The sequence below is a fragment of the Pseudomonas sp. AK181 genome (genome assembly GCF_051122975.1).
Taxonomy (GTDB): domain Bacteria; phylum Pseudomonadota; class Gammaproteobacteria; order Pseudomonadales; family Pseudomonadaceae; genus Aquipseudomonas; species Aquipseudomonas lactis.
Map to the genome: position 1 here is coordinate 550,865 of NZ_CP146348.1, position 16,233 is coordinate 567,097.

General features: G+C 59.5%; 17 protein-coding genes. 11 read left to right on the forward strand and 6 right to left on the reverse strand.

The window, feature by feature from the left end; all coding sequences use genetic code 11:
• Positions 1-320: 320 nt before the first annotated feature.
• The 3 genes from V8689_RS02595 to V8689_RS02605 form a co-directional block, all read right to left on the reverse strand.
• Positions 321-854, reverse strand: a complete 534-nt coding sequence (locus V8689_RS02595) for an REP-associated tyrosine transposase (protein ID WP_056782920.1) — start codon at positions 852-854, stop codon at positions 321-323.
• A gap of 131 nt (positions 855-985) precedes the next feature.
• Complete coding sequence (locus tag V8689_RS02600) at positions 986-1,186, reverse strand: hypothetical protein (RefSeq protein ID WP_056782918.1); 201 nt, start codon at positions 1,184-1,186, stop codon at positions 986-988.
• A 193-nt stretch (positions 1,187-1,379) separates the two neighbouring features.
• Positions 1,380-2,420 (reverse strand): threonine aldolase family protein, encoded by a 1,041-nt coding sequence (locus V8689_RS02605; protein ID WP_032894950.1) that lies wholly within the window; start codon positions 2,418-2,420, stop codon positions 1,380-1,382.
• Between the two features lie 90 nt (positions 2,421-2,510).
• Between V8689_RS02605 and V8689_RS02610 the strand changes: the two genes are divergently transcribed.
• The 8 genes from V8689_RS02610 (at position 2,511) to fdhA (ending at position 12,458) form a co-directional block, all read left to right on the forward strand.
• Positions 2,511-3,239 (forward strand): TraX family protein, encoded by a 729-nt coding sequence (locus V8689_RS02610; protein ID WP_056782916.1) that lies wholly within the window; start codon positions 2,511-2,513, stop codon positions 3,237-3,239.
• A 236-nt stretch (positions 3,240-3,475) separates the two neighbouring features.
• Complete coding sequence (gene glyA, locus V8689_RS02615; RefSeq protein WP_003194857.1) at positions 3,476-4,729, forward strand: serine hydroxymethyltransferase; 1,254 nt, start codon at positions 3,476-3,478, stop codon at positions 4,727-4,729.
• 22 nt (positions 4,730-4,751) lie between these two features.
• Positions 4,752-6,002, forward strand: a complete 1,251-nt coding sequence (locus V8689_RS02620; protein ID WP_056782914.1) for a sarcosine oxidase subunit beta — start codon at positions 4,752-4,754, stop codon at positions 6,000-6,002.
• Between the two features lie 15 nt (positions 6,003-6,017).
• Positions 6,018-6,320, forward strand: a complete 303-nt coding sequence (locus V8689_RS02625; protein ID WP_003194855.1) for a sarcosine oxidase subunit delta — start codon at positions 6,018-6,020, stop codon at positions 6,318-6,320.
• Entirely contained in the window at positions 6,317-9,334 is a 3,018-nt protein-coding gene (locus tag V8689_RS02630; protein ID WP_056782912.1) for a sarcosine oxidase subunit alpha, read from the forward strand. Before V8689_RS02625 ends, V8689_RS02630 begins: the two co-directional genes overlap by 4 nt.
• 125 nt (positions 9,335-9,459) lie before the next feature.
• The gene (locus tag V8689_RS02635; RefSeq protein ID WP_056782910.1) at positions 9,460-10,092 is read left to right on the forward strand and encodes a sarcosine oxidase subunit gamma; all 633 of its coding nucleotides are present in this window, start codon (positions 9,460-9,462) and stop codon (positions 10,090-10,092) included.
• Between the two features lie 125 nt (positions 10,093-10,217).
• Positions 10,218-11,075, forward strand: coding sequence for a formyltetrahydrofolate deformylase (gene purU / locus V8689_RS02640; protein WP_044271799.1), 858 nt, complete (start codon positions 10,218-10,220; stop codon positions 11,073-11,075).
• Positions 11,076-11,258: 183 nt separating this feature from the next.
• Positions 11,259-12,458, forward strand: a complete 1,200-nt coding sequence (gene fdhA, locus V8689_RS02645; RefSeq protein WP_003194849.1) for a formaldehyde dehydrogenase, glutathione-independent — start codon at positions 11,259-11,261, stop codon at positions 12,456-12,458.
• A gap of 137 nt (positions 12,459-12,595) precedes the next feature.
• Here fdhA and V8689_RS02650 read toward each other — a convergent pair whose 3' ends face one another.
• Together V8689_RS02650 and V8689_RS02655 are read right to left on the reverse strand one after the other, a co-directional pair.
• Positions 12,596-13,099 (reverse strand): hypothetical protein, encoded by a 504-nt coding sequence (locus V8689_RS02650; protein ID WP_150073265.1) that lies wholly within the window; start codon positions 13,097-13,099, stop codon positions 12,596-12,598.
• A gap of 221 nt (positions 13,100-13,320) precedes the next feature.
• Positions 13,321-13,779 carry an anti-sigma factor domain-containing protein gene (locus V8689_RS02655; protein ID WP_003194846.1) on the reverse strand — a complete coding sequence of 153 codons (459 nt, stop codon included), beginning with the start codon at positions 13,777-13,779 and terminating at the stop codon, positions 13,321-13,323.
• A gap of 136 nt (positions 13,780-13,915) precedes the next feature.
• Between V8689_RS02655 and V8689_RS02660 the strand changes: the two genes are divergently transcribed.
• The 3 genes from V8689_RS02660 (at position 13,916) to V8689_RS02670 (ending at position 15,224) form a co-directional block, all read left to right on the forward strand.
• Positions 13,916-14,491 (forward strand): DUF2780 domain-containing protein, encoded by a 576-nt coding sequence (locus V8689_RS02660; RefSeq protein WP_056782909.1) that lies wholly within the window; start codon positions 13,916-13,918, stop codon positions 14,489-14,491.
• Positions 14,492-14,664: 173 nt separating this feature from the next.
• A complete protein-coding gene (locus V8689_RS02665; protein WP_150073266.1) occupies positions 14,665-14,895 on the forward strand; it encodes a hypothetical protein in 231 nt (76 codons plus the stop codon).
• Positions 14,896-15,026: 131 nt separating this feature from the next.
• Positions 15,027-15,224: a hypothetical protein gene (locus V8689_RS02670; protein ID WP_056782907.1), complete on the forward strand. Its 198-nt coding sequence runs from the start codon at positions 15,027-15,029 to the stop codon at positions 15,222-15,224.
• Between the two features lie 49 nt (positions 15,225-15,273).
• Here V8689_RS02670 and V8689_RS02675 read toward each other — a convergent pair whose 3' ends face one another.
• A complete protein-coding gene (locus tag V8689_RS02675) occupies positions 15,274-16,176 on the reverse strand; it encodes an acyltransferase (protein WP_056782905.1) in 903 nt (300 codons plus the stop codon).
• Positions 16,177-16,233: the final 57 nt, after the last annotated feature.

Sequence of the window (16,233 nt, forward strand, 5' to 3'; positions counted from 1 at the left end):
TTCCAGGACGCTCCGCGTCCCATCGCAATTGAGGTGTGACGCGGAGCGTCACGGGCTGCATTCCCACGCGGAGCGTGGGAACGATCTTCCCAGCAGAAGGCTACATGCTCGTTCCCACGCTCTGCGTGGTAACGCCTTCCAGGACGCTCCGCGTCCCATCGCAATTGAGGTGTGACGCGGAGCGTCACGGGCTGCATTCCCACGCGGAGCGTGGGAACGATCTTCCCGGCAGAAGGCTACATGCTCGTTCCCACGCTTTGCGTGGTAACGCCTCCCGGGACGCTCCGCGTCCCGTCGTCAGGGAAGGGGTACGCGGATCTTCAGAGCCAAGGTTGGATGTCGATCAGGCCTGTCATACCTGCATAGTTGCGCGCGCTGGAGTAACGCCAGTGTTCAGCCAGGTCCACATAGCCTCGCTTTATGGGGTTGTGATGAATGTAATCAAGCTTCTGGCGCATGACTGCCTCGCTGTAAACCAACTCCGCATGTGAACCTTCCTGCCAAAGTTGATAAACACGATCTGTCTTGTGTGCACGCTTGCAGAAACGCAGGCGCTGCAATACCCGCTCCGCGCCTTTGCTTTGCAGGTCGTCAATGATGGTGCGGGCGGTGAAGGACTTGAATTGGCTGACGCACTTTCCCAGATCGGGCGCTTGAGCAATAAAGTGCAAGTGGTTTTCCAGGATGACGTAACCAAACAAGTTTAAAGCGTGGTTGCTTTGTTGATAACGCCAGCAATCCAGAAGATGGTCCACCAGGTAGTTGCGTGTGAAGAGGGGGAGCCATTCCATGACAGTGCAGGTGAGGAAGTGGGGTTTTTCGGGTTCGGTGATGACATAGCGGCTTCTACCCACGTGTTCATCCTTGAGTTCGGGTGGACGCCGAGCGTCCGAGGAGGCATTCCCACGCGGAGCGTGGGAACGATCATGATTCAGCGTCGCGTCGCAGGCCATGAATCTGCGACGCGGCGCTTAGGTGTTAACGCTTATTGGGCGTAGATATGAACAACAAAGTGCTGACCTGAGGTTGTCAGTTCGTAGACTTTGTCGTAGATGGTCAGGGTTTGCGATGGCTCTTGAATGGTATCCCCGATTTTGGCGTGTTTCCTGAACTCATCCCAGTCCACGACCGTGGTGCTACTGCTGCCGCCGCTTTGTAATGTGTTGCTATTGCTTTGATATTCCATGATTAAGCTCTCCATTGATTTACCTTTTCCGCCGATTATTCAGCGGGCGATGAAACCCGAAAGGTGGCAGATATCGCTGCGTTTTCCTTGCGGGTAACAAGAGGCTAGACAATAAAAACGAGCTGAATGGCTGTCAGAAATATCAAAAAACAGTCTCGGCGATCGGCCAGTACGGACTGGCCGAATTCGTACGTTAAGCGTTCATGACTTCCCGAATATCGGCGGCTAATTCCCTTACACGCTCTTCCTCGGTATCCCACGCACACATGAAGCGCGCACCGCCTTTGCCGATGAAGGTGTAGAAACGCCAGCCCTTGGCAGTCAGCGCTGCAATCGCGGGTTCAGAGAGTTGCAGGAACACGCCGTTGGCCTGTACCGGGAACATCAATTCCACGCCGGGAATATCCGCCACCAGGCTGCTCAGCAATTGCGCGCAATGGTTGGCGTGGCGTGCATGCTTGAGCCAGGCGCCATTTTCCAGCAGGCCCACCCATGGCGCAGAGAGAAAGCGCATTTTCGACGCCAATTGACCGGCCTGTTTGCAGCGGTAGTCGAAGTCTTCAGCCAGCTTGTGATTGAAGAACAGGATGGCTTCACCCACCGCCATGCCGTTTTTGGTGCCGCCAAAGCACAGCACGTCGACGCCGGCTTTCCAGGTCAGGTCGGCCGGTGAGCAACCCAGGAATGCACAGGCATTGGCGAAGCGTGCGCCGTCCATGTGCAGGTTCAGGCCCAGCTCCTTGCAGGTGGCGCTGATGGCGCGGATTTCTTCGGGGGTGTACACGCTGCCGACTTCGGTGGCCTGGGTCAGGGTGACCACGCGAGGCTTGGGGTAGTGGATGTCCTGGCGCTTGAGGGCGATCTCGCGGATCGACTCGGGGGTCAGCTTGCCGTTTTCGGTGCGGGCAACCAGCAGTTTGGAACCGTTGGAGAAAAACTCCGGCGCGCCGCATTCGTCGGTCTCGACGTGGGCGGTTTCCGAGCAAATCACGCTATGGTAGCTCTGGCACAACGAGGACAGCGCCAGGGAGTTGGCGGCCGTACCGTTGAAAGCGAAGAACACCTCGCAGTCGGTCTCGAACAGATTGCGGAAACCGTCGGCGGCGCGGTGGGTCCATTCATCATCGCCGTAGGCGCGCTGATGGCCCTGGTTGGCTTGTTCCATGGCGGCCCAGGCTTCCGGGCAGATGCCGGAATAGTTGTCACTGGCGAATTGTTGGCTCTTGTCGGTCATGGCCCGTTCCTGTGGTCGATGTTGGTGCGCACTTTACCCAAGATTGCCGGGGGCGCGCACGCACTGTAAATGCAAAGTCGTTGGGGAATTATGCACGGTACTCAAACCCTGCCTGTCGGACCTGTCCGAGATGGCGCTTTGGATCTGCTCAAGTGGCTGGCGCTGCTGAGTATGGTGCTTGATCACCTGCGCTATGTGGGGCTGAGCCTGGATGGGCTATACGTGCCGGGGCGCCTGGCGTTCCCGTGGTTCTGTCTGGCGATTGCGGCCAATTTGCATCGCGTCCGTTACGCCCCTGTGACCGGCCATTGGCGCTACGTGGGTTGGTTGCTGCTGTTCAGCGTGATCAGCGAAGTGCCGTATCGGCTATTTATCGAGGACGCCGATACGTTGAATGTGCTGCCGACCTTGGCGTTAGGTTTGCTGGTTGCCCGAGGATGGCAACAAAAGGCGCTTTTTGATCGAGGATTAGCGCTGATAGCACTCACTATCGCGGCGGTGTTTGCGACACATTTGATGTTCGGTTTTTTCGGCGTGTTATTGCCCTTGGCGATGTTGCTGGTGTTCAGTCGCCCTTGGTATTTCAGTGTGCTTCCAGGCTTGGTTTGTGTTGCTGCCAACCAATGGCAGATTTTGCTTAGTAGCGGCACGCCGGTGGCGCTGTTGGGGTTGGCAGCATGCCTGATTGCGCCATTGGTGGGTTTGGTCTTGTTGCGACATGCCAAAAATGTCTCGCCACCAGCGATGCGGCGTTGGGCCTATGCGTTATATCCACTGCATTTCTTGCTGCTGCTACTTATCCGCCAGATCATCGCCTAACCCCTGTGGGAGCTGGCTTGCCTGCGATGCAGACACCTCGGTCTGCCAGTTGCACCGCAGCGATGCCATCGCAGGCAAGCCAGCGCCCACACAAGCGTTTGCACATTCTTCGGTCCATGTCGTAAACGCACCTTTGCGTGGCGTGCGCAGGCATTTGGCCCGCACGCGCCAGCCCTACCATCGCATCAAAGGGCCCTGCACGGGCCTCAACAATACGAAAGGCTGGGAGAGACGCGATGTTCAGCAAACAAGACCAGATCCAGGGATATGACGACGCACTGCTGGCGGCGATGAATGCCGAGGAGCAGCGCCAGGAAGATCATATCGAGCTGATCGCGTCGGAGAACTACACCAGCAAGCGCGTGATGGAAGCCCAAGGCAGCGGCCTCACCAACAAGTACGCCGAAGGCTACCCGGGCAAGCGCTACTACGGTGGTTGCGAGCATGTGGACAAGGTCGAAGCCCTGGCCATCGAGCGCGCCAAGCAACTGTTCGGCGCCGATTACGCCAACGTGCAGCCGCACTCCGGTTCCTCGGCCAACAGCGCCGTGTACCTGGCGCTGATCAATGCCGGCGACACCATCCTGGGCATGAGCCTGGCCCACGGCGGTCACCTGACCCACGGCGCTAAAGTGTCGTCCTCGGGCAAGCTGTACAACGCGGTGCAATACGGCATCAACACCGACACCGGCCTGATCGACTACGACGAAGTCGAGCGCCTGGCGGTCGAGCACAAGCCGAAGATGGTCGTGGCGGGTTTCTCGGCGTACTCCAAGACCCTGGATTTCCCACGCTTTCGTCAGATCGCCGACAAGGTAGGCGCGCTGCTGTTCGTCGACATGGCCCACGTTGCCGGCCTGGTTGCCGCTGGTCTGTACCCGAACCCGCTGCCTTACGCCGACGTGGTCACCACCACCACCCACAAGACCCTGCGCGGTCCACGGGGCGGCCTGATTCTGGCCAAGGCCAACGAAGAAATCGAAAAGAAACTCAACGCCGCGGTATTCCCCGGCGCCCAGGGCGGCCCGCTGATGCATGTGATCGCCGGCAAGGCCGTGTGCTTCAAGGAAGCGCTGGAGCCCGGCTTCAAGGCTTACCAGCAGCAAGTGATCGATAACGCCCAGGCCATGGCCGAAGTGTTCATCAAGCGTGGCTACGACGTGGTCTCCGGCGGCACCGACAACCACCTGTTCCTGGTCAGCCTGATCCGCCAGGGCCTCACCGGCAAAGAGGCGGACGCCGCCCTGGGTCGCGCCCACATCACCGTCAACAAGAACGCGGTGCCGAATGACCCGCAGTCGCCGTTCGTGACCTCGGGCCTGCGCATCGGTACCCCGGCGGTGACCACCCGTGGCTTCAAAGTGCCGCAGTGCGTCGAGCTGGCCGGCTGGATCTGCGACATCCTCGACAACCTCGGTGACGCCGATGTCGAGGCCAACGTGGCCAAGCACGTGTCTGCCCTGTGCGCTGATTTCCCGGTTTATCGCTGAGCGCGGTTTTGGAGTAATGACTATGCAACGCTACTCAGGCTTCGGCCTCTTCAAGCACTCCCTCAGCCATCACGAAAACTGGCAGAAGATGTGGCGCACGCCGACCCCTAAAAAGGTCTATGACGTGGTGATCGTCGGCGGTGGCGGGCATGGTCTGGCGACCGCCTACTACCTGGCCAAGGAGCACGGCATCACCAACGTGGCCGTGGTCGAAAAAGGCTGGCTGGGCGGCGGTAACACCGCGCGCAACACCACCATCGTGCGTTCCAACTACCTGTGGGACGAGTCGGCGCACCTGTACGAACATGCAATGAAACTCTGGGAAGGCCTGTCCCAGGACCTGAACTACAACGTGATGTTCTCCCAGCGCGGCGTGTACAACCTGTGCCACACCCTGCAGGACATTCGTGATTCCGAGCGCCGTGTGAGCGCCAACCGCCTCAACGGCGTAGACGGCGAACTGCTGAATGCCCAGCAAGTGGCCGACGAAATCCCGTACCTGGATTGCTCCAAGAACACCCGCTACCCCGTGCTCGGTGCCACCGTGCAACGGCGCGGCGGCGTGGCCCGTCACGATGCCGTGGCCTGGGGCTTTGCCCGCGCTGCCGACGCCTTGGGCGTGGACTTGATCCAACAGACCGAAGTGATCGGTTTTCGCAAGGAAAACGGCGTGTGCATCGGTGTGGAAACCAACAAGGGCTTTATCGGCGCCAAGCGCGTCGGTGTGGTCACAGCCGGTAACTCCGGGCACATGGCTTCGCTGGCGGGCTTTCGCCTGCCGATCGAATCCCACCCGCTGCAAGCCCTGGTGTCGGAGCCGATCAAGCCGATTATCGACAGCGTGATCATGTCCAACGCCGTGCACGGCTACATCAGCCAGTCCGACAAGGGCGACCTGGTGATCGGCGCCGGTATTGACGGCTACAACGGCTACGGCCAGCGTGGCTCGTACCCGGTGATCGAGCACACCATCCAGGCCATCGTTGAGATGTTCCCGGTGCTGTCGCGGGTGCGCATGAACCGCCAGTGGGGCGGCATCGTCGACACCACGCCGGATGCCTGCCCGATCATTTCCAAGACCCCGGTACCGAACATGTTCTTCAACTGCGGTTGGGGTACGGGCGGCTTCAAGGCCACACCAGGCTCAGGCAACGTGTTTGCCGCCAGCCTGGCCAAGGGTGAAATGCACCCACTGGCCGCACCTTTTTCCATCGAGCGTTTCCACAACGGTGCGCTGATCGACGAACACGGCGCTGCGGCCGTCGCCCACTAACAGGAGAAATTCCCTATGTTGCATATCTTCTGTCCTCACTGTGGCGAACTGCGCTCCGAAGAGGAATTCCATGCGTCCGGCCAAGCGCACATCCCGCGCCCGCTGGACCCGAATGCCTGCACCGACGAGCAGTGGGGCGACTACATGTTCTTTCGCGACAACCCGCGCGGCCTGCACCACGAGCTGTGGATCCATGCCGCCGGTTGCCGCCAGTATTTCAACGCCACCCGCGACACTGTGACCTACGAAATTCTTGAAACCTACAAGATCGGTGAGAAGCCTCAGTTCACCGCCAAGGCCTCTGGAGAGAAGGTATGAGCCAGATCAATCGCCTGTCCAACGGTGGCCGCATCGACCGTAATAAAGTCCTGACGTTTACGTTCAACGGTCAGAGCTACAAAGGCTTTGAAGGCGACACCCTGGCCGCAGCCCTGCTGGCCAACGGCGTCGACATCATTGGCCGCAGCTTCAAGTACTCGCGCCCACGGGGCATCTTTGCCGCAGGCGCCGAAGAGCCGAACGCGGTGCTGCAGATCGGCGCCACCGAAGCCACGCAGATCCCCAACGTGCGCGCCACCCAACAGGCGCTGTACCAGGGCTTGGTTGCTACCAGCACCAACGGCTGGCCGAGCGTGAACAACGACATGATGGGCATTCTCGGCAAGGTCGGCGGCAAGCTGATGCCGCCGGGCTTCTACTACAAAACCTTCATGTACCCGCAATCGTTCTGGATGACCTACGAGAAGTACATCCGCAAGGCGGCGGGCCTTGGCCGTTCGCCCACCGAGAACGATCCGGACACCTATGACAACTTCAACCGTCATTGCGACGTGCTGGTGGTGGGTGCAGGCCCTGCGGGCCTCGCGGCTGCGCTGGCCGCTGCGCGCAGCGGTGCTCGGGTAATCATCGCCGACGAGCAGGAAGAATTCGGTGGCTCGCTGCTTGATTCCCGTGAAAGCCTCGACGGCAAGCCGGCCACTGAATGGGTTGCCAGCGTCATCGCCGAATTGAAAGCCCTGCCGGACGTGGTGCTGCTGCCCCGCGCCACCGTCAACGGCTACCACGACCATAACTTCCTGACCATTCACGAACGCCTGACCGACCACCTGGGTGACCGTGCGCCGATTGGTGTGGTGCGTCAGCGTATCCACCGCGTACGTGCCAAACGTGTGGTGCTGGCCACTGGTGCGTGCGAGCGTCCGCTGGTGTACGGCAACAACGATGTGCCGGGCAATATGCTCGCAGGTGCGGTGTCTACCTACGTGCGTCGTTATGGCGTGGCACCGGGTAAAAAACTGCTGCTGTCGACCAACAACGATCATGCCTATCGCGTAGCGCTGGACTGGTTCGATGCGGGCCTCACCGTCGTCGCGGTGGCCGATGCGCGCCACAACCCACGCGGTGCACTGGTGGAAGAAGCCCGCGCCAAAGGCATCCGCATCCTCACCGGCAGCGCCGTGATCGAGGCCCGTGGCAGTAAGCACGTGACCGGCGCCCGCGTGGCAGCCATCGACGTCAAGGCGCATAAAGTCACCAGCCCTGGCGAGTGGCTGGACTGCGACCTGGTCGCCAGCTCCGGCGGTTACAGCCCGGTGGTGCACCTGGCCTCGCACCTGGGCGGCAAGCCGACCTGGCGTGAAGATATCCTCGGGTTTGTACCGGGCGAAGCACCGCAAAAGCGCGTGTGCGTCGGTGGCATCAACGGTGTCTACGGCCTTGGCGATTCCCTCGCCGATGGCTTTGAAGGCGGCGTGCGTGCGGCCAGCGAAGCCGGTTTTGCCCCGGTTGAAGGCACGCTGCCAAAAGCCTTGAGCCGTCTTGAAGAACCCACCCTGGCGCTGTTCCAGGTGCCCCACGAAAAGGCCACTGCTCGGGCGCCAAAGCAATTTGTCGACCTGCAAAACGACGTGACCGCCGCTGCCATCGAACTGGCCACTCGCGAAGGTTTCGAGTCGGTGGAGCACGTCAAACGCTACACCGCGCTGGGCTTTGGCACCGACCAGGGCAAGCTGGGTAACGTCAACGGCCTGGCCATCGCGGCCCGTTCGCTGAACGTGACCATCCCGCAGATGGGCACCACCATGTTCCGTCCCAACTACACGCCGGTCACGTTCGGCGCCGTAGCGGGCCGTCACTGTGGGCACATTTTCGAGCCGGTACGCTACACCGCGCTGCAAGCCTGGCACGTGAAAAACGGCGCCGAGTTTGAAGACGTCGGCCAGTGGAAACGCCCGTGGTATTTCCCGCGTAACGGTGAAGACCTGCACGCCGCGGTGAAGCGCGAATGCCTGGCGGTGCGTGACAGCGTCGGCCTGCTGGACGCCTCCACCCTCGGCAAGATCGACATTCAGGGCCCGGATGCCCGCGAGTTTCTCAACCGCATCTACAGCAACGCCTGGACCAAGCTCGACGTGGGCAAGGCGCGCTACGGTCTGATGTGCAAGGAAGATGGCATGGTCTTCGATGACGGCGTGACTGCCTGTCTGGCCGACAACCACTTCCTGATGACCACCACCACTGGCGGCGCCGCCCGCGTATTGCAGTGGCTGGAAATCTACCAGCAGACCGAATGGCCGGACCTCAAGGTGTACTTCACCTCGGTCACCGACCATTGGGCAACCATGACCTTGTCGGGCCCCAACAGCCGCAAGCTGCTGGCGGAAGTCACCGACATCGACCTGGACAAGGACGGCTTCCCGTTCATGACCTGGAAAGAAGGCCTGGTGGGCGGCGTGCCGGCGCGGGTGTTCCGTATCTCGTTTACCGGTGAGCTGTCGTACGAAGTCAACGTGCAGGCCGACTACGCCATGGGTGTGCTGGAAAAGATCGTCGAGGCCGGCAAGAAGTACAACCTGACCCCGTACGGCACCGAGACCATGCACGTCCTGCGCGCCGAGAAGGGCTTCATCATCGTCGGGCAAGACACCGACGGCTCGATGACCCCGGACGACCTGAACATGGGCTGGTGCGTTGGCCGTACCAAACCGTTCTCGTGGATCGGCTGGCGCGGCATGAACCGTGAAGATTGTGTGCGTGAGGAGCGCAAGCAGTTGGTGGGGCTCAAGCCGATCGACCCGAACGTGTGGCTGCCGGAAGGCGCACAGTTGGTGTTCGATCCGAAGCAGACGATCCCGATGAAGATGGTGGGTCACGTTACCTCAAGTTATGCGCATAACTCCCTGGGCTATTCGTTTGCCATGGGTGTGGTGAAGGGCGGCTTGAAGCGCATCGGCGAGCGGGTGTTCTCGCCGCAAGCGGATGGCAGCGTGATCGAGGCCGAGATTGTGTCTTCGGTGTTCTTTGACCCCAAAGGCGATCGCCAGAACATTTGACACCTGATCGTTCCCACGCTCCGCGTGGGAATGCATTTCGGGGCGCTCTGCGCCCCAAGAGCGTCCATGGCGGCATTCCCACGCAGAGCGTGGGAACGATCAACAGAATTCAGAACAGGTGCTTTATGACAGCAGCCAATGTTTACCAACAACGCCCCACCACCGGTGCCAAGGCCGAGTCGTCGCTGCACCATGCCGACCTCGCCAGCCTGGTGGGCAAGGGCCGCAAGAACGCCGGCGTGACCGTGCGTGAAAAGAAACTCCTCGGCCACCTGACTATCCGTGGCGATGGCCACGACGCCGCCTTCGCCGCTGGCGTACACAAGGCCGTCGGCATTGAACTGCCCGGCCCGCTGAGCGTGGTCTTCAAAGGTGAAACCAGCCTTCAGTGGCTCGGCCCGGATGAGTGGCTGTTGATCGTGCCGAGCGGTGAAGAATTTGCCGCCGAGCAAAACCTGCGCGCCGCCCTGGGCGACCTGCATATCCAGATCGTCAACGTCAGCGGCGGCCAGCAGATTCTTGAACTGAGCGGCCCGAATGTGCGCGATGTGCTGATGAAGTCCACCAGCTACGACGTGCACCCCAACAACTTCCCGGTCGGCAAGGCCGTGGGTACGGTGTTCGCCAAGTCGCAACTGGTGATCCGGCATACCAGCGACGACACATGGGAACTGCTGATCCGTCGCAGCTTCTCGGATTACTGGTGGTTGTGGTTGCAGGATGCCTCGGCCGAATTCGGCCTGAGCGTTGTCGCATGATGATCATTCCCACGCTCCGCGTGGGAATGCATACCGGGACGCTCTGCGTCCCAAAAGCGGACGCAGAGCGTCCATGGCGGCATTCCCACGCAAAGCGTGGGAACGATCAGCCTGAGGAGTGACCCATGAGCCGCGCACCCGATACATGGATTTTGACCGCCGACTGCCCCAGCGTGCTCGGCACGGTGGACGCGGTCACCCGCTACCTGTTCGAGCAGGGCTGCTACGTCACCGAGCACCATTCGTTCGATGACCGCCTTTCGGGCCGGTTTTTCATTCGTGTGGAGTTTCGCCAGCCCGATGGCTTCGACGAGCAAGCCTTTCGCGCAGGCCTGGCGAGCCGTGGCGAAGCGTTTGGCATGATCTTCGAACTGACGGCGCCGAACTACCGGCCCAAAGTGGTGATCATGGTCTCCAAGGCCGATCACTGCCTCAACGACCTGCTGTACCGCCAGCGCATCGGCCAGTTGTCGATGGATGTGGTCGCGGTGGTGTCCAACCATCCCGACCTCAAACCGTTGGCCGACTGGCACCAGATTCCCTACTACCATTTCCCGCTGGACCCCAACGACAAACCGTCCCAGGAGCGTCAGGTGTGGCAGGTGATTGAAGACACCGGTGCCGAATTGGTGATCCTTGCGCGCTACATGCAAGTGCTGTCACCAGAGCTGTGCCGCAAGCTGGACGGCAAGGCCATCAACATTCACCACTCGTTGCTGCCGGGCTTCAAGGGCGCCAAGCCGTATCACCAGGCGTACAACAAGGGCGTGAAACTGGTGGGCGCCACGGCGCATTACATCAACAACGATCTGGATGAAGGGCCGATCATCGCCCAAGGCGTGGAGGTGGTGGATCACAGCCACTATCCCGAAGACTTGATTGCCAAGGGGCGGGATATCGAAGGGCTCACATTGGCGCGGGCGGTGGGGTATCACATTGAGCGGCGGGTGTTCTTGAATGCCAATCGCACCGTCGTTCTCTAGATCGCTATCGCAGGCAAGCCAGCTCCCACATTCCTGGAGGTGTGAACCCATTCCACTGTGGGAGCTGGCTTGCCTGCGATGAGGCCCTTATAGCAACACAAGAAACAGCATCTGTAATCCGAGCACTTAACGCGCTGTCCCAAGGGCAACGCAGTTCCATAAAAACAACAGCGAGGTGAAAGCATGTCTGGTAATCGTGGTGTCGTGTATCTCGGCAACGGCAAGGTCGAAGTACAGAAAATCGACTATCCCAAAATGCAGGACCCCCGTGGCAGGAAGATTGAGCACGGCGTCATCCTGCGCGTGGTCTCCACCAACATCTGCGGCTCCGACCAACACATGGTGCGCGGCCGCACCACGGCCCAGACCGGCCTGGTGCTGGGGCATGAAATCACCGGTGAAGTGATCGAGAAGGGCAGCGACGTCGAGAACCTAAAAATCGGCGACCTGGTGTCCGTGCCCTTCAACGTGGCGTGCGGCCGCTGCCGCTCGTGCAAGGAACAACACACCGGCGTCTGCCTGACCGTCAACCCGGCCCGTGCCGGTGGCGCCTACGGCTACGTGGACATGGGCGACTGGACCGGCGGCCAGGCCGAGTATGTGCTGGTGCCGTATGCCGACTTCAACCTGCTGAAACTGCCGGACCGCGACAAGGCCATGGAGAAGATCCGTGACCTGACCTGCCTCTCTGACATCCTGCCCACCGGCTATCACGGCGCCGTCACGGCCGGCGTTGGCCCTGGCAGCACCGTGTACATCGCTGGTGCCGGCCCGGTGGGCCTGGCGGCTGCCGCCTCCGCTCGTTTGCTGGGTGCAGCGGTGGTGATCATCGGTGACGTCAATTCAATCCGCCTGGCCCACGCCAAGGCCCAGGGTTTTGAAGTGGTCGACCTGTCTACCGATACCCCTCTGCACGAACAGATTGCCGCGTTGCTCGGCGAGCCGGAAGTGGACTGCGCCGTTGACTGCGTAGGCTTTGAAGCACGCGGCCACGGCCACGATGGCGTCAAGGCCGAAGCCCCGGCCACGGTGCTTAACTCGCTGATGGGCGTGGTGCGCGTGGCGGGCAAGATCGGTATCCCAGGCCTGTATGTGACCGAAGACCCAGGTGCTGTCGATGCCGCCGCGAAAATGGGTAGCCTGAGCATTCGCTTTGGTCTGGGCTGGGCCAAATCCCACAGCTTCCACACCGGACAGACGCCGGTGATGAAATACAACCGCCAACTGATGCAGGCGATCATGTGGGACCGTATCAACATTGCCGAGATCGTCGGCGTGCAGGTGATCAGCCTGGATGACGCGCCACGCGGGTATGGCGAGTTCGATGCGGGTGTGCCGAAGAAGTTTGTGATTGATCCGCATAGTTTGTTTAGTGCAGCTTGAGTTCAAGATAAAAGGGCGGCCAACGGCCGCCCTGCTGCATTATTTGAAAGCTAGGACTTTCATAGTGAGGTAACGCGCGTTTAGCGGCTTTGAATTCTCCACGCGACAACCCACGCTGAGAGGTCTGGTAGTCGTATTTATTTAAAAGAGCAACTTGTATGGGTGCAGTACTTGTTGATCGTGCCGGCTGTATTAGTGGTGGTTTCATTTTCCCAAGTGCCAGCATCCGGTTTAGGTAGCTCGCCGACGCGTTTGACCAGTCGGATTCGAGCGTCATCTCCCGCGCCAACATAATCGCATCTGATGTAGGCGACAGTTGTGCCCGGACTTTCTGTTTCATTGGGATCCTCCGATCCCTCTGTGCTTGAAATTACCCGTTGCGCCAGTGTGACCCTGTCAAAGTGTAGCCCTGCATTCAGGTAAGACTTCTCTGCGTCGGGTGCGCCGGGCTGATTGGAGCCTTTCCAATTACCAAACTGGTATTTGTAGGTTCCGTTGTCCAAGGAACCATTGACCTGACTGAGATCTGGACAGCTTTCCGCCGACGCGTAAGTGGCTCCAAATAACGCAGCCAGCGATATAAAACCTGACAGGCAGAACATGCTCAGAGAAGGCTGTTTTTTGAATGTTGAGGGGTTCATCCTTGTTTGCTCCAGTGCTTGAAGGAGTCTCCATCATCAATATTTAATCTGATATGAGCTACTGTGAATGTTGACAGGTTTTTAGATTCATTTTTTATACGATCTATAATCAAATTGAATAAGTATTCAAAATGTCTGATCGTGTGATGGGTGATTTACAGGTGACGTTGGAGCGGGCAAGCCCGCTCCGACAGTTTGAACCGAGTTTGCGCAGCCGATGATTAGCGAGTGGCCAGTGCCCCTTGATACACCGTAGGCCCGGTTGGCTGCTTACTCACTGAACCACCTTTGGTTTCAGAACTTACCATCAACTCCACGGGCTGTTTGATCGTCTCCTGCTGGCGGGGGTTCAGGCCAATGATGCCTTTGCCATCCTCCGGTAACAGGCCCAGTGACACCGGTGCGCCATCTTTAGGGATCGCCCAGAGTTCAAGGCTTTGGTCCGGTGCTGGCGCCGTGGAGGCAATCGGTTCTACTTCCAGGTAATCCTTGTGGGCCATGATCTGTGCGGCTGGCTGCTGGGTCGTGGTCACCAATGTCGCCGCGGATTTGACGCTGTCCTGGGTGTAGAGCGCGCCGCCGATACCGGCAACCACCACCACGCAGGCGCCGATGAACAGGCGAGGGCGGCTCCAGAACGCAGGCTTGTGCTCAATCACTGGGGGTTGGATCGCAGTCATAAGTCTCTTCTCGACAAATTTTGTAGTCAGTTCATGGACCCGCTTATCCTCGATGGGTTCCTGAGTGGCTCCGGAACAACCGACGGGATACCCAGTCCAACGCCTGCTTTTACCCCTATACCCAGAGGTTGTTTCGATGAAGATTTCACGCGGTTTTGCCCTGTCCTGCCTGTTGACCGTGGCCGCCGGCCCGGTGTTCGCCGCAGGTTTCAGCCTTGGCGATGCAGCCAACGCCATTTCCGGCATGCAGGGTGGCAACAACAAGGCCGCTGCCGCCGCGCCTACGTCGGAGACGGCTGACCTGCTGACGGCCCTGACCTCGCAACTGAACATCACCCCCGAGCAAGCGGTGGGCGGCACGGGTGCCATGCTGGGCCTGGCCAAGAACAAACTCAGTGGCAACGACTTCTCGCAGTTGAGTAGCAGTGTGCCGGGCCTCGAGCAACTGTCGGGTAATAACGCATTGGGCAGCCTCGGTGCCTTGAGCGGGATGCTCGGCCAAACCGGCGGCAGCAAAACCAGCGGCCTGGACGGCCTGTTGGGCAACGTTAAAAGCACCAATGACTTGAACACCGCCTTCAGCGCCCTGGGCATGGACAGCGGCATGATCGGCCAATTTGCCCCGGTGATTTTGAAGTATCTGGGCGGTGAGGGTGCCAACAGCTCCGTGCTGGGCAAATTGGCTCAGGCTTGGGGCACCACTGGCGGTTGATACCTCACGCAACGTGTCGTTTTATGCGTTTCATCGCTGAAAATTCATACATGGTGAAAATCACCAGGTTGTAGGGAACCGTAGGAAGCAAGACGCCACATAAAGTTACCTTTCAAGGTCTCGTTCACAGCGACCTTGGAAGGTTTCCTTAATAGCTGATGAGTGGTGGCGTTTTGAATATCAAAGAAACACAAACTTCAGACATCAAATACTATTTTAATCCGCCTGCGCTTGCGCGCAGTGACACGGATGACGCCTTGCGTTCACGTCTTGCAGAGATGGGGGTTAGCAAAGCAAATGTTCAATACCCACTGCCTGACCTGCGCTTTATCGTGCAGGGTGGGATAGACCATGCCGCGTCGATGGCTACTGTCTTCAATGGCGCTGCTCGAACGGCCACTTAACGTTTTTCATAGTCAGATTTCGTAGCATTTCGGTGGGAACGAAGGAGGTGGGTTGACCACACAATCGAACCTTCCCGAGGTTTTTGGCATTGCGGAAGGGACTCTTGACTAACCATAAGGACGTATAGTTTATGAATGCGATTGGACAACTTATAAACACCTCGTTTTACCCGCAACTTCCTGAAGCCGCTCCGGAACCAACGATGTCCAGCAAGCACGGCGGTAATGCGAAGTGGCAGGTGCAGAACGACCGTGACATCAATGACATTTACGCGATGGTAAGTAAAACAAAGACGGACTGCGGTATGGATGGGAACGTGCGAACCTGATGCATCGCGTGCCAAGGGATACGTTGAGTAGAGAGGCTAGTACTCATCGTTATCCCTCGCGTTGCCCCCCGTCGTTTTCCAGCAGTTCCTGAATTCGACGGTCTTTTTCCGTCCAGAGCTGGTTGACCCAGTTCTGGACGGTCTGGCGAAACGCCGGATCATTCTCGTAATCCCCTTGCCACAACGCCGGGTCCAGCTCGCGGGTACGGATATCCACGATCACCTTCGGCACCGCGCCGCTGATCAAGTCCCAGAACCCCGGAATCTTTTGCTGCGGGTACACCACGGTCACGTCGAGGATCGCGTCCAGTTGTTCGCCCATCGCCGCCAGCACAAAGGCCACGCCGCCTGCCTTGGGCTTGAGCAGCCGGTTAAACGGTGAAGCCTGTTGCGTGCGCTTGGCCTCGTTGAACCGCGTGCCCTCCAGGTAATTGACCACCGTGACCGGCTGGCGCTTGAACAGCTCGCAGGCCTCTTTGGTGATCTTCAGATCCTGCCCCGCCAGCTCCGGGTGCTTGGCCAGGAACGCCTTGGTGTAGCGCTTCATAAAGGGGTAATCCAGCGCCCACCAGGCCAGGCCGAGGAAGGGCACCCAGATCAGTTCTTTTTTCAGGAAGAACTTGAAGAACGGTGTGCGCCGGTTCAATGCCTGGATCAGTGCGGGAATGTCGACCCAGGATTGGTGGTTGCTGATCACCAGGTAAGAGGTATCGCCGCGCAGGTCCTCGCCACCGCGAATATCCCATTGGGTGGGGATGCACGCGGCGAAGATCAGCTTGTCGATCTCGGCCCAGGTCTCGGCGATCCACATCACCGCCCATGAGGCATAGTCGCGCGAGCGCCCTGGCGCCACCAGCTTGAGCAGGGCAAAGACCATCAAGGGGCCGATCAGGATCAGCGTGTTGAGTAACAGCAGCAGTGTAACCAGACAGCCGGTGAGCAGGCGGCGCATAAGCAACTCTTGGAATTCTGTGGGCGGGCCATGATAAGCAAGGTGAGTCTAGAGGCC

Coding starts and splice junctions, on each gene's coding strand:
- V8689_RS02600 (WP_056782918.1), bottom strand. CDS start 1,186: ATGGAATATCAAAGCAATAGCAACACATTACAAAGCGGCGGCAGCAGT.
- V8689_RS02605 (WP_032894950.1), bottom strand. CDS start 2,420: ATGACCGACAAGAGCCAACAATTCGCCAGTGACAACTATTCCGGCATC.
- V8689_RS02610 (WP_056782916.1), top strand. CDS start 2,511: ATGCACGGTACTCAAACCCTGCCTGTCGGACCTGTCCGAGATGGCGCT.
- glyA (WP_003194857.1), top strand. CDS start 3,476: ATGTTCAGCAAACAAGACCAGATCCAGGGATATGACGACGCACTGCTG.
- V8689_RS02620 (WP_056782914.1), top strand. CDS start 4,752: ATGCAACGCTACTCAGGCTTCGGCCTCTTCAAGCACTCCCTCAGCCAT.
- V8689_RS02625 (WP_003194855.1), top strand. CDS start 6,018: ATGTTGCATATCTTCTGTCCTCACTGTGGCGAACTGCGCTCCGAAGAG.
- V8689_RS02630 (WP_056782912.1), top strand. CDS start 6,317: ATGAGCCAGATCAATCGCCTGTCCAACGGTGGCCGCATCGACCGTAAT.
- V8689_RS02635 (WP_056782910.1), top strand. CDS start 9,460: ATGACAGCAGCCAATGTTTACCAACAACGCCCCACCACCGGTGCCAAG.
- purU (WP_044271799.1), top strand. CDS start 10,218: ATGAGCCGCGCACCCGATACATGGATTTTGACCGCCGACTGCCCCAGC.
- fdhA (WP_003194849.1), top strand. CDS start 11,259: ATGTCTGGTAATCGTGGTGTCGTGTATCTCGGCAACGGCAAGGTCGAA.
- V8689_RS02650 (WP_150073265.1), bottom strand. CDS start 13,099: ATGAACCCCTCAACATTCAAAAAACAGCCTTCTCTGAGCATGTTCTGC.
- V8689_RS02655 (WP_003194846.1), bottom strand. CDS start 13,779: ATGACTGCGATCCAACCCCCAGTGATTGAGCACAAGCCTGCGTTCTGG.
- V8689_RS02660 (WP_056782909.1), top strand. CDS start 13,916: ATGAAGATTTCACGCGGTTTTGCCCTGTCCTGCCTGTTGACCGTGGCC.
- V8689_RS02670 (WP_056782907.1), top strand. CDS start 15,027: ATGAATGCGATTGGACAACTTATAAACACCTCGTTTTACCCGCAACTT.
- V8689_RS02675 (WP_056782905.1), bottom strand. CDS start 16,176: ATGCGCCGCCTGCTCACCGGCTGTCTGGTTACACTGCTGCTGTTACTC.